We start from the raw sequence: 12,789 nt of genomic DNA, 5'->3' as shown, positions 1-12,789 counted from the left end.
CGGCTCGCCATGTCGACTCCGTGCTATGACTCTGCCCCTAGCACCTGTTGGTCGGGATCTGACGATGTCGAACGGTCGGGCGGTTGCATCTGCAGACGGCGATTCCACCACCGAGGATTGCGCCGGGCCTGAAGACTGAGCCGACGGAATTCCATCCGCTGCAGTCGAAGGAGAACTGGAACACCCAGCAGCGGGACGATCGCACCACGGACCGCACCTCGGCGACCATTCTCCAGCAATCCGGCTACAGCACTGAGCCCCGAAATGTAAAGAATACCGTTGTAAGGCACCAGGATTGGGCCGCATAGTCCTTCGCACTCGGACAGGCTTGGCACACCAAATCTCCAGCGCTTCGGCCAGTGTATGAAGTGAGCCAACACGGTCGTCAGGAACAGGCCGTTCACAACACCGAGGACAGCCTCGTGACGCTTATCGGCACGTTCCGCCATGCGAAGTACTACTGCGGTGCTCATGCCCCAACCCGTCGCTGCCGGCACCGGACCAATCACCGACGCGAACGGCATCGCAACTCCGGACAGCAATTCGTAGAAGACATGCGCGCTCGCTGACACGGCGCCAACTTGTGTGCAGATTTGCCGGGACGTCTTCGGACGCTGACGGGACGGCGGTAATGGCCCTTCCGCCCGCATCAGCGGAATGCCTGAACGCGCGATGCGGCCACGGCGCAACGCACTTCTTCGTGAAGAGGTCGTTCCATATGGCGGCTTTCACCACAAAAGTACTTGTCGACCTACACGTTACTCCGTAGCTGTTGGCCGCCATCGGCGTCGAAGAGTTCCTTGGTCCAACGTTCGAGGATTTCTGCGCTATCCCAGTCGTCGGGATGGAACCCGGCGTGGGTGTAGGAACGGAAGCGCTCAATCGCTGCTCGGCTGAACAGCGGGTTATGACGGAAGGCTCGAAGGCTGCGCAGCAACCGCACCGGGTTGTAGGCGGCACGATCGCCGGCCAGAGAGCGGGTGGTCTGGATGACCAACTCGGTGAACAATAGGAGACTGGCGATCCGCATTCCCCAGACCCTGGTGCGTTCGCTTCCACCGACCGTCTCGTAGACATCGAAAGCGACGGCCTTGTGCTCGCATTCCTCCAGTGCGTGCCAAAGCAGAATCGGCCGCACCTCGGTGTAGCCGATCAGTTCTTGAGCTTCGTCGCTGGTGAGAATGATCTCGGCGAATGTCGCCGTGTAGTGCTCGAGGGCTGCCGTCACAGCCAGGCGCATCTTGGGAGAAAAACGCTTCTCGAGTCGGCCAACCAACTTCTTGATATGCCGATCGATCCCCTCGGTGGGATAGCCCATCGCTTGAAGGCGATCGTTGAGCAGCCGATGCTGGTGCCGGTGGGTGGCCTCTTGAGCGATGAATCCCTTGACCGCCTCCTTCAGGTCAGCGTCGCTGATGTGGTCCCGGTACTCGCGGACTGACCGGATGAAGAAGTCTTCGCCTTCGGGGAACGTGGCCGACAAGGTGGACACAAAGTGGCTCATCACCAAGTCGCCATCGACGAAGTGCTGCCGACTGGTCTCAGCAGGCATGTCGAATCGGACACGGCGGGGCTTCGGGACGACCCGCGTGGTGGGCCGTGTGGACGAATCGTCGCTCATGTTGTTCTCCTGTTGTCATGGGCACTGATGATCTGACTTTACGCCTAGTCAGAATTAGATGGCAAGCTATGCGTTGTGCGATCGGTGCGGGTGTACAGCGGGATGTCCGCCGAGGAGCGTCACCGGAACAGGCGCACGCGTCTCATCGAGGCCGCGATGGAGTTGATCGGCACGCACGGCGTTGCCGCCGCCACGGTGACTGCCGTATGCGCTGAGTCCGGCGTGACGTCACGCTACTTCTATCAGCATTTCCCTGACAGAGACGCCCTCTTGCGAGCTGTCTACCAGCAGCTCTACGCAACCTTCCAGGAGGTGATAGTTGACGCGATCCCCGATGCCGGCGCCCCACGCGAGGTGCTCGCGTACGCGCCGATCCGCGGGCTGGTCAGCATGATCAACAATGATCCTCGACTGGGTCGGATCTTGTTCGTGGAATCTGCAACGGAGCCGCTGCTTCGGGAGTTACGCAGCGACATGATGACCGGTTTCACCGACCTCGTATTGCGTGAGGCCAGACTTCACCTTGACATCGCCGACTCCGCAGTGGGCGTTGCCCATTTGGCCTCGACATTGGGTGTGGGTGGGTTATTCGAAGTCTTGCGCCGCTGGCTCGACGGAGAACTCGAGTTCACCACCGATGAACTCGTTCAGCACTGCGCAGGTTTCCTGGGCAGCCTCGGCAGCTATGTGCTGCTGCAGAACGCAGTCGAGTCGGCCACGACCAAAGCCAAACCTCAGAGTTAGCTTCTGGCGCCTCCCGGCCGCGCTTCGCGAATGTCGAGGTGCCTCCGCTTGCTTCATTCCGGACTGAACACATGAACGCCGCTGTACAACATTAGAGGCCAGCGTCGTCGACCAAATAACGTTCGGCGAGCGTCTCGGCAAGCCGACTCGTGTGCTCCACGATCTCCCCCTGGATGACGTCAAGCAAACCTGCATGCCATGCGGTGATCAATTCGACGAAGCCACCAACGGCCACCAGTGTGTCCATCCGAAGGGCGGTTTCATCGGCTTCCGGCCTCAGGTGTGGCTCACTGGCTGCGATCACCAGGTGTGTCGCCTCCTGCAGTGCGACAGCGCGCCGATCCTGAAGCGGGGAACTGCCCACGTGTTGAGCCAGTAGAATCTTCGCCCTGCCCGGATCCTCTGCAATCCGGTCGACCACCGCGGCGATGGTCACGCGGATGGTCTCCATCGGCGGCTGCCCGATGCGTTCTGCGAGCGTCGCAGAAACCTCACCGAGCATCTCGTTGCGCACGCCGTCCCATGCAGCGACAAGTAACTCGTCGCGGGTCTTGAAGTCTTCGTAGAAGTAACGGTCGTTCAGGCCGGTTTTGGCGCACACTCCTCTCATCGTGACTGCTGCCCAACCGCTTTCACTCCAGATTTCCGTCGCGGCATCAATGAGGCGCTGACGGCGCTCCGCCCGGCGTTCAGCACCGGTACGCCCGCCCCATCTCTTCGACCGCGTCCGCACATGTCCATCTTGGCAAACCACAGTAGGTCGCAACACTTTGGTAGCATCCGCCCCCAATGGGGGCGCGTGCCACCATAGGACTCCGCGGAGGGCAGCGATTGACGATCAGAACGCTCAAACTTCGAGTTCTCAGAGACGTGGCAGCGGCTGTCGTCATTCCCGCCCCCAGCAGTGATCGTGCGGCACTGGCGACGGTGGCGGTAGGAGGCGCCCTGCACGCCGTGCAGGTATTCGCGGCCGACTGGCCCGCCGCAATCCCGTAGGGAGTCGACTCATGACGCTCTTGAGCGAGGCCCCCACCGGTCGCCGTCACCACTTGCACTACGTGCGGTAGCGTACCGATACCGGCAGTATCGCTACCAGTGGAGGCCAAGTGACCGACGGCAGTGCAGATGCCCCAAGCCAGGCCAAGCGGCCTGGTCGGCGCGCCAACGGATCCACCGATCCGGCCGACACTCGCGAGTACAGCGAACGGTTGGCGACCCTGGCCCGGTTCACCCTCCGACACAAAGCGCTCGTCATCGGGGTATGGCTAGGCGCCGCGGTGGTTCTCGCGCTGCTGTTCCCACAGCTGGAAACCGTGGTGCGCCAACAGTCGGTGGACCTCATTCCTCGCGACGCCCCGTCCTTGCAGACGGTTGACCGCATGAGCGCCGCGTTCGGCGAAGAAGGCTCGAAAACCATGGTGTTCGTCGCCATGGAAGACCCCACTGGCTTGACTCCAACTGCACGGCAGCGCTACGGCGAACTCGTGCGCCGGTTGCAGGCCGAGGGCGACCACGTCCTGCTGGTGCAGGACCTGCTGGCCGATCCGATTACCGAAGCTCAGGCAGTCAGCGCCGACCGCAAAGCCTGGTATCTGCCCGTCGGTGTCACCGGCACCCTCGGAGACCCCACGGCAGCCGAATCCTTGAACGCGGTGCGCGACATCGCCGCGGAGGTGTTCACCGGATCGACCACGACCGTCCAAGTGACGGGACCACCGGCGACCTTCAGCGACATGATCGCCTCCGCCGAGCACGACCTGCTGTTGATCTCGATCGCTACCGCCGGCGTGATCGCCCTGATCTTGCTGATCGTCTACCGGTCAGTGTTCACCGCGCTGTTGCCACTGCTGGTAATCGGGTTGAGCCTGGCGGTTGGGCGCGGCGTGCTATCCGCCCTCGGCGAGATGGGCATGCCGGTCTCCCAGTTCACCGTCGCATTCATGACGGCGATCCTGCTCGGCGCCGGAACTGATTACACAGTTTTTCTGATCAGCCGGTACCACGAGCAGCGCCGCGCCCAAGTACCCGCCGATCAGGCGATCATCCACGCCACCGCCAGCATCGGGCGCGTCATCCTGGCGTCCGCCGCCACCGTGGCACTCGCGTTCTTGGCCATGGTCTTCGCGCGGCTCAGCGTCTTCGCCGCCCTGGGCCCCGCGTGCGCCATCGCCGTGCTGTTCGGATTTCTGGCGACCGTCACCCTGCTGCCACCCGTGCTGTCGCTAGCCGCCAAACGCGGCATCGGTGAACCCAAATCCGATCGCACCCGCCGCTACTGGAACAGCGTCGCCGTCGCCGTGGTCCGCCGTCCGGTGCCACTGCTGATCGTCAGCCTGGCCATCCTGCTCGCCCTATCGGCAGCCGCTGCGACCATCAAAATCAGCTACGACGACCGCAAGGGACAACCAGACACCACGGCCAGCAACCAGGGCTACCAACTTCTGGACCGCCACTTCCGCAAGGACGTCGTCATCAGCGAGTTCCTCGTCGTAGAGAACCCGACCGACATGCGGACCGGGAGGGGGCTGGCCGATCTCGACGAGATGGCCTCTCGCGTCTCCCAGATCCCCGGCGTCACCAGGGTGTCCGGAGTCACCCGCCCCACCGGGGAGCGCCTCGACCAAGCAGAACTGGCCTGGCAGAACGGCCAGATCGGCGACAAAATGGCCGGCGCGGTCGCCGAGGGCAACTCACGCAAAGACGACCTCGCCAAACTCACAGGCGGCGCCGACCAGCTCGCCGACGGCCTCGCCCAACTCGATGGCACGGTGCGCACCGCCCTCGCGCCACTGGCCGGAATCCTCACCCAAGCTCAATCCGCGGGAACTCAGGTCAACCAGTTCCGCCCGCTGCTGCAACAACTTTCCGCCACCGCCCCCGCCGTCGACCAAGCCATCCAATCCGGCCCAGGACTGCGACCGCTGGCCAACCAGGCGCAGAACGCGATCACCCAGCTCGATCCACTCGTGGGCGCGCTCAACACCTCACCGTGGTGTGCCGCCACCCCGCAGTGCGCCCAAATTCGTGACCAGGTGAAGATTTTGGTCAGCCTGCGCGACAGCGGATTCTTCGACCAGATCGCCGACCTCGGGGACCGCTACGATCCCGCGACCAATGCCACCGTTGGTGGCACCCTCGCCAACGTCCAGAACGCAGTCGCCTCGCTGGACAAGGCATTCGGAGCCCTGGGTGATCCCGACGACCTGGCCACCAACCTCCGCCGACTACAGGAGGGAATCGGACAGCTGGCCTCCGGCGCTCAAGCACTCGCGACCGGTGTCCGCACCCTCGCCGACAGCAACATCGAAATGCTGTCCGGTATGAGCCAGATCGCCACCCAACTACAGAATTCCTCACGCGCAGCGGCGGACTCCGACTCCTCGAGCGGTTTCTACTTGCCCGCTAATGCATTCGAGAACCGGCAATTCACCGATGTTGCCAAGCAATTCCTCTCACCGGACGGCAAGACCGCGCGGTTCATGATCGAAAGCAGCCACGACCCTTACAGCGTCGAAGCCATGGAGCTCGCCAGCCGCATCACCGACACCGCCAACACCGCACGACCCAACACGTCGCTCGCCGACGCCACCGTATCCGTCGCCGGCTTCCCCGCCGTCAACTCCGATATCCAACGATTCCTATGGGCCGACTTCGCACAACTGGCCGTCGCCACCATAATCATCGTCGGCGTCATCCTGGTCCTACTGCTGCGCGCACTCCTGGCGCCGCTCTACCTCTTAGGCACCGTCGTGCTCAACTACCTCGCCTCGCTCGGCATCGGCGTTGTGGTATTCCAATGGGGACTGGGCTACGAAATCGCTTGGCCCGTACCATTACTGGCATTCATCATCCTCGTCGCCGTCGGCGCCGACTACAACATGCTGCTCGTCTCACGGCTCCGCGAAGAATCCGGGACCAACATCCGCGTCGGCGTCCTGCGCACCGTGGCAAACACCGGAGCCGTCATCACCTCAGCTGGTCTGATATTCGCCGCCAGCATGTTCGGCCTCATGGTCGGCTCAGTCGCCATCATGATCCAAGCCGGCCTCATCATCGGCTTCGGATTGCTGCTCGATACCTTCCTCGTGCGCACCCTCACCGTGCCCGCCATCGCCACACTTCTACGCGAAGCCAGCTGGTGGCCTTCCAAAGCAACGCGGACCCCAGTAGCTGACACCGCCACGCAGAAATAAGGAGCAACGCACTACTAGTGGAAGCGAGGAATGCGAGGAACGCGAGGTCCATTCGCAGACGTGATCTTTGGTTGCGGATCCGTCGTGATCTGGTGTTGCAAGCCCGTCGAGTAAGCGTCCAAACTGACATCCTGATTTCAAGGTTCCCGCTCTCGGTAAATCAAAGGCGGCCTTGACCACCAAGGTGTCTCAGTCCGCAGGCAGTCCGCAGTAGATTTTCGCGACTCCTGCGCGCGCCAACCCACCCAATGCAGCTGAGCTGGGAAAACTTACGCGGGCCAACGTACCCAACGTCATCAAAACCCCAGGTGGCGTGGTTCGGGACGAAGAGGTCGTGGGTTCGAATCCCGCCACCCCGACAGTGAAGAACCCGCTCTGAACTGGTCAAACAGGACAGGGCGGGTTCTTTCGTTTCTGGGCCCACATCCCGGGATCCCCGCGCCGGCGCCCGGTCAGATCGGCATCCGGTACCCGAAGTACTCGTGGTCCTCGTTGTAGCCGCCGTGGCCCCAGCCGACGTCGTCGATGGACGCCACGAACTCGATCGACTCGATCCACTTCACCATCTTGAAACCGAGCTCCAGCTCGTTGCGCAGCCGCAGCGGCGCGCCGTGCACCTCGCTGAGCGGGGCGCCGTTCATCTCGTAGGCCAGCAGCGTGGTCGGCTCGCGCATGTGCGCGATGCGGTGGCAGGCGTAGTAGCGGCCGGTGTCGGGTTCGGCGCCGTCGGCGAACGAGGTGAACACCACCCAGCGCGCCGTCGGCAACGGCCGCACGATGTCCAGCACGTCGGCCATCGCCACCCCGCCCCACTTGGCGATGCCCGACCAGCCCTGGATGCAGTAGTGGCCGGTGACCTGCTCGTGCTTGGGCAGTGCCAGCAGTTCCCGGTAGGACAGCTGCACCGGGTGGGCGACCAGGCCGCCGACCGTCAGCCGGTAGTCGGCCCAGCCGCCGGCCCGCAGCCTGCGGTAGTGCGGGCTGTCCGGCAGCCGGCCGTTGGACCAGTGGTAGGGCGTGATGTCGCGCTCCCGGTAGGTCGCCCGCGGGTGGATCCGCTCCATCCACTCCTTGATCGGGCCGACGACGGCGCGGCCGGTGCGCTGCACCAGCCGCGGGTAGCGCACGGTCAGCGGGGTGGCCAGCAGCCACAGCAGCGCCACCGTGCAGATCCCGGCCACCGCCAGCATCACCGCCCGGTACTCCTGGGTGTCGGTGCCCAGCACGATGTGGTTGAGGTTGCCGACCACCCCGGTGCACAGCACCATCGTCACGTGGCCGGCGACGAAGGCCACCATCCACACCAGCACCCCGAAGTGCACGCTGCGCGCCACCTGCCGGTTCAACGGCCCGCGGGCGGTGCCGAACCGGGCGGCGACGGCCGGGGCCTGCAGCAGCCCGGTGATCAGCGCCAGCGGGGCCGCGATGAACACCGTGCTGAAGTAGCCCAGCAATTGCAGCCCGTTGTAGTTGGTGAACCCGGCGTTGACCGGGAATTGCAGCGACGCGTACTGCACCAGCGTCGAGGCCGCGTTCGGCAGCACGGTCCAGGACTGCGGGACGATGCGCTGCCACTGGCCGGTGGCGAACAGCAGCACGTAGAACACCGCGCCGTTGAGCAGCCACAGCAGGTCGAAGGTGAAATGCCACCATCGGGCCAGGCCGATGGAATGCCGGAATCCCGGGACGCCCAGCCAGCCCGGCAGCGCGACGGCGTCGTCCTTGGACGTCCACACCCGCGCCGGGTCGGTCTTGTCCATCCGGTCCGCGGGCACCGGCCCGCGCAGCCGCAGCCATTCGGTGCCCGGGCGGCAGCCGGCGTTCAGATACAGCCGGGGATGGTCGGCCAGGATCTGCAGCCCGGAGCGGACGATGAACATCAGCAGCACCCCGTTGAAGAAGTGCTGCCAGCGCAGCCAGGCCGGGAAGCCGGTCGTCACCGCGGGCGCGTAGCTGGTCGAGGTGCCGGGATAGCGGCGGATGAAGTCCTGCATCCAGGCGTAGTCGCGCAGCTGCCGGGCGACCAGCACCAGCACCAGCAGCCCGATCACCGCGGCCACGACCAGCCACAGCGCGCCGAACCAGCGCCGCCGCAGCCGCAGCGCCGGCAGCCGGGCCGGCACCTGCGCGATGCCGCCGCCGAAGCTGCCCAGATCAATCCGGCCCCGGGCCTCCGGCGGCCGGCGATCCGGCCGTCGCGGCGGGGCCCCCGCGCCGTCGCCGACCGTGACGGGCCGTTCATCCAGAAACATCTCGTCAGCTTTCGCACTACCCCCGGGGGACTGGCCGGCTGGTACCGGCCGATCAACCACGATGCTGCGCGCCGATCATTTGCTGGATCTGAGAGGGCGCGCAGATTTCGGGATGAACGACCACCGAGCGCGGTCTCGTATGATCCGGGGCGTGCTGCGCTACGCGATTCCCGGGTTCACGCTGATCGCCGTGCTGGTCATGCTCACCGCCGCGGTGCTGCAATCCAACCTGCTGTGGATCGTCATCAACATCGGGCTGGTGCTCTACTGCATCGTCTGGATCGGCTGGGAGCGCCGCCGCGGTCCGCGGGAGTAACCGGCGGCGGGGCGACGCGGGGTTGTCACACCCGTCGGGCACCATATTGGCCATGCCCACCGGAGATGACGACGCCCGCCGCAAGGCCCGCGGCGCGTTCTTCACCCCGGAACCGGTGGCCCGCTTCCTGTTTGACTGGGCGGTGCGCCGCCCCGGCGACGACGTGCTGGAGCCGTCCTGCGGGGAGGCGGTGTTCCTGCACCAGGCCCGGCCCGGGCACACCGGCCGGCTGACCGGGGTGGAGATCCATCCGGCCTCGGCCCGACGGGCCCAGCGCGGCCTGCGCGACGCCGGCATAACGGCCACCGTGGTCGCCCGGGACTTCTTCTGCCACAACGAATTCGGCGACTACGACGCGGTCGTCGGCAACCCGCCGTATATCCGCTACCAGGACTTCACCGGGGAGGCTCGGGCGCGGTCCCGCGAGGCCGCGCTGCGCGCCGGGGTGGCGCTGCCCCGGCTGGCGTCGTCGTGGGCGGCGTTCACCGTGCACGCCGCCGGGCAGCTGCGGCCGGGCGGGCGGTTGGCGCTGGTGCTGCCAGCCGAGCTGCTCAGCGTCAACTACGCCGCCGGGGTGCGGCAGTTTCTGATGGACAACTTCGCCGCGGTCGGCCTGGTGCTGTTCCAGGAGCGGGTGTTCCCCGGCGTGTTGGAGGAGGTCGTGCTGCTGCTGGCCGACGGCTACACCCCCGCCGGCCCCGGCGCCGGACACATGGACCTGTGGCAGGTGCGCGACGCCGACGGCCTGACCGGGCTCAGCGACGCGCGGCGCTGGACCCCGCCGGCCGGCGGCGCGAAGTGGTCGGGCGGGCTGATGTCGGCGGCCGGGCAGGCGGCGTTCGACGACGCGGTGGGCGCCGGGTTCGCGCCGCTGCAGCACTGGGGCGAGACCACCCTGGGCATGGTCACCGGCAACAACCGGTTCTTCGCGCTGTCCCCGGACCGCGTCGACGCGCTCGGGCTGGCCGACGACGACGTCGTCGCGCTGTCCCCGCCGGGCTCCCGGCACCTGCGCGGACTGTCGCTGACCGCGGGAACGTGGCGCGAGCTCGGCGACGGCGGCGCGGCCGGCTACCTGTTCCGGCCCGCCGGGGAGCCGTCGGCGGCGGCGCGGTCGTACATCCGGGCCGGGGAGAACCTCGACGTGCACCGGGCCTACAAGTGCCGGGTCCGCAGCCCGTGGTGGCGGGTGCCCTACCTGCGCCCGGCCGACCTGTTCCTGACCTACATGAACGCCGACACCCCCCGGCTGACCAGCAACCGGGCGCGGGCCCATCACCTCAACTCGGTGCACGGGGTGTATTTGCGCGACGAGCTGCGCGCCGACGGGATAGACCTGCTGCCGCTGGCCGCGCTGAACTCGGTCACCCTGCTGGGCGCCGAGACCGCCGGCCGGGCCTACGGCGGCGGGCTGCTCAAGATCGAGCCGCGGGAGGCCGATCACCTGCCGGTTCCGGGCCCGGAGTTGGTGCGCGCGCACGCCGCCGGGCTGCGTCGGGTGCGCCCCGGGGTCGCCGCGCGGCTGCGGGCCGGCCGGCTACTGGAGGCCGTCGCCGTCGTCGACGAGGTGCTGCTGGCGGCGGTGCCGGCGGGGCAGCTGGCGGCCATCCGCGCCGACCACGCCGACCTGACCGCCCGCCGGGTGGCACGCGGGCGGTCCCGTGGCGGCTAGACCGAGCGCCAAGGCGGCGGCCTGGCCGCTGTTCGACGCCATCGTGGCCCGCGCGACGTTGCGGGAGGTCAACCCGTGGCAGCCCGACGGCGGCTTCGCCCCCGACTACCCGACGCTGGCCCGGCTGCTGGCGGTCCCGCTCCGGCTCGGCGCCGAATCCCGCTCCGGGGTGCCCGCGCTGGCCGTCGACGTCTGGGTGGCCCACGAGCTGCGCCGCGCCGGCCTGGACCCCGATGCGGTGTGGCCGCGCGCCGAACCGCCCCGGGTGGTGGACCGCGACGTGCTGGCGTTCATCCGCGCCATCCCCAAGGGGATGGGCCGCGACGAGCTGCTGGCCCGGCTGCGCGACGGCAGCGGCGGGGTCGGCACGGCGTCGGCGAGCATCGCCGGGAAGAACTACCTCAAGCAGGTCGACGTGATCGTGTCGAGCTGGCAGACCGGCCCCGAGCTGCTGATCTCGACCAAGCGGATGGACTCGTCGTTCGGCAAGAACGCCGCCAACCGTGTGGAGGAGTCCTACGGCGACGCCAAGAACCTGGCGCTGCGGCACCCGCTGGCCGCGCTCGGCTTCGTCTACGCGCTGCGCTCGACGGCCTACACCGAGGAACGCCGGCAGTTCGACTGGATCACCGACCTGCTGGTCAAGCTCGGCCGCGAGGACGACGCCTACGATGCCTGCGCGCTGATCGTCCCGGAGTGGGACGACGACGCGCCGGAGGCCACCGCTGTTCCCGAGGTCCCCCAGGCTCCCGACGCCGAGCCCGACGGCTGGGGCTCGGGCGGGCTGTTCGACCTGCCGGAGATCGAGGACGTGCACGCCGCGCACGCCGTCGACGTCGACGCCGAGCTGGCCGCGCTGCCGGTGGTGACGCTGCGCCACGACCTGGTGCCCGCCGAACTGGACCCGGCCCGGTTCTTCCGGCGGATGCTGGAGATCATGCTGGACAACTCCAGCGTGCTGCAGCACGAGGCCGCCCGGGCCAGGCGCGCCGCGCACTGACCCCTCCCGCACCCGTATTGCGGCCCCCTGCGGCCCCTGTCTTCTGCGCCCGCCCCCCCTTGTGGGCCCCCTTCTGCGCCCGCCCCCCTTGTGGGGCCCCCTTCTGTGCCCAGCGCGCAATTGCGTACACGACACACCGGTGACGGCGTACAGAAGTGCGCGCTGGCCGAACCACCCCGCGCCCAGCGCGCAATTGCGTACACGACACACCGGTGACGGCGTACCAGGGTGAGCGCTGGGCGCAGAAAGGGCGGCGGGCCCCGGGAGGGGACGGCGGCATAGTGACCCACGCCACCGTCATAATGGGGTATTACTGTCCCATTTTAGCAACGTTGTGCTACTTTTCGATACGTGAACTTTCCGGAGACCGGTGCCCGTGGGCGGACCAGGCGGGCGATCCTCGACGCCGCGATGTCCGCACTGTCGGCAGATCCGGCCGCTCCGCTGGCCGACATCGCCGCCGCCGCGCACGTCGGCCGCAGCACCCTGCACCGCTACTTCCCGGAGCGCGCGGACCTGATCCGCGCACTCGCGGTGCACGTGCACGCGATCAGCACCGCCGCCGTCGACGCCGCCGATCCGACCAACGGCCCGCCGGTCGCCGCACTGCGCCGGGTGGTGGAGTCCCAGCTCGACCTGGGCCCGGTCGTGTCGCACATCTACGGCGACCCGCTGGTGCTGTCGGACGCCGAGCTGATGACCCACCTCGACACCGGTGACGACGCCATCATCGAGGCCCTGCACCGGGCCGCCGAGGGCCGCACCAAGGTCCCGTCGGGCTGGGCGCGACGAGTCTTCTGGGCTCTGCTGGAAGCCGGTTTCGAGGCCGCCCGCCAGGACGGCACCCCGCGTCATGAGGTGGTCGACGCCATCATGACGACCCTCACGGAGGGCCTCATCAACCCCACCTAGCTCGACCCCGCCCCACTCAAACCACCCAGCGCCCGTTGCGGCCCGATCAGCTTTTTCAAGCGCACCACCCGGCGCGCCC

10 protein-coding genes are annotated in these 12,789 nt (G+C 67.2%); 6 read left to right on the top strand and 4 right to left on the bottom strand.

Annotated elements, in window-relative coordinates; translation table 11 throughout:
* Positions 1–23: 23 nt before the first annotated feature.
* Both G6N10_RS15070 and G6N10_RS15065 read right to left on the bottom strand, forming a co-directional pair.
* Positions 24–572, bottom strand: coding sequence for a hypothetical protein (locus G6N10_RS15070; protein WP_052537336.1), 549 nt, complete (start codon positions 570–572; stop codon positions 24–26).
* Positions 573–751: 179 nt separating this feature from the next.
* Positions 752–1,621 (bottom strand): metal-dependent hydrolase, encoded by an 870-nt coding sequence (locus tag G6N10_RS15065; protein ID WP_011895469.1) that lies wholly within the window; start codon positions 1,619–1,621, stop codon positions 752–754.
* Positions 1,622–1,696: 75 nt separating this feature from the next.
* On the opposite strand from G6N10_RS15065, the gene G6N10_RS15060 reads away from it, so the two are divergent.
* Positions 1,697–2,365 carry a TetR/AcrR family transcriptional regulator gene (locus tag G6N10_RS15060; protein ID WP_456152506.1) on the top strand — a complete coding sequence of 223 codons (669 nt, stop codon included), beginning with the start codon at positions 1,697–1,699 and terminating at the stop codon, positions 2,363–2,365.
* Positions 2,366–2,456: 91 nt separating this feature from the next.
* Here the strand turns inward: G6N10_RS15060 and G6N10_RS15055 are convergent, their stop codons facing one another.
* Positions 2,457–3,098, bottom strand: coding sequence for a TetR/AcrR family transcriptional regulator (locus tag G6N10_RS15055; protein WP_085981140.1), 642 nt, complete (start codon positions 3,096–3,098; stop codon positions 2,457–2,459).
* Positions 3,099–3,471: 373 nt separating this feature from the next.
* On the opposite strand from G6N10_RS15055, the gene G6N10_RS15050 reads away from it, so the two are divergent.
* Entirely contained in the window at positions 3,472–6,558 is a 3,087-nt protein-coding gene (locus G6N10_RS15050; protein ID WP_052544279.1) for an MMPL/RND family transporter, read from the top strand.
* Between the two features lie 452 nt (positions 6,559–7,010).
* Here G6N10_RS15050 and G6N10_RS15045 read toward each other — a convergent pair whose 3' ends face one another.
* Positions 7,011–8,810, bottom strand: a complete 1,800-nt coding sequence (locus G6N10_RS15045; RefSeq protein ID WP_085097443.1) for a molybdopterin-dependent oxidoreductase — start codon at positions 8,808–8,810, stop codon at positions 7,011–7,013.
* A gap of 151 nt (positions 8,811–8,961) precedes the next feature.
* Between G6N10_RS15045 and G6N10_RS15040 the strand changes: the two genes are divergently transcribed.
* From G6N10_RS15040 to G6N10_RS15025, 4 genes are all read left to right on the top strand, one after another.
* Positions 8,962–9,126, top strand: a complete 165-nt coding sequence (locus G6N10_RS15040) for a hypothetical protein (RefSeq protein ID WP_163742501.1) — start codon at positions 8,962–8,964, stop codon at positions 9,124–9,126.
* 52 nt (positions 9,127–9,178) lie between these two features.
* Positions 9,179–10,798, top strand: coding sequence for an N-6 DNA methylase (locus G6N10_RS15035; protein WP_179962842.1), 1,620 nt, complete (start codon positions 9,179–9,181; stop codon positions 10,796–10,798).
* Positions 10,788–11,798: a hypothetical protein gene (locus G6N10_RS15030; protein WP_085097440.1), complete on the top strand. Its 1,011-nt coding sequence runs from the start codon at positions 10,788–10,790 to the stop codon at positions 11,796–11,798. Before G6N10_RS15035 ends, G6N10_RS15030 begins: the two co-directional genes overlap by 11 nt.
* A gap of 351 nt (positions 11,799–12,149) precedes the next feature.
* Positions 12,150–12,710 carry a TetR/AcrR family transcriptional regulator gene (locus tag G6N10_RS15025; protein ID WP_234810681.1) on the top strand — a complete coding sequence of 187 codons (561 nt, stop codon included), beginning with the start codon at positions 12,150–12,152 and terminating at the stop codon, positions 12,708–12,710.
* Positions 12,711–12,789 lie beyond the last annotated feature (79 nt).

This window comes from Mycolicibacterium fallax, assembly GCF_010726955.1.
GTDB lineage: Bacteria > Actinomycetota > Actinomycetes > Mycobacteriales > Mycobacteriaceae > Mycobacterium > Mycobacterium fallax.
The sequence above is the reverse complement of the archived record's forward strand: the minus strand, read 5'-3'. Positions and strand labels throughout refer to the sequence as shown.

Coding starts and splice junctions, on each gene's coding strand:
- G6N10_RS15035 (WP_179962842.1), top strand. CDS start 9,179: ATGCCCACCGGAGATGACGACGCCCGCCGCAAGGCCCGCGGCGCGTTC.
- G6N10_RS15065 (WP_011895469.1), bottom strand. CDS start 1,621: ATGAGCGACGATTCGTCCACACGGCCCACCACGCGGGTCGTCCCGAAG.
- G6N10_RS15045 (WP_085097443.1), bottom strand. CDS start 8,810: ATGTTTCTGGATGAACGGCCCGTCACGGTCGGCGACGGCGCGGGGGCC.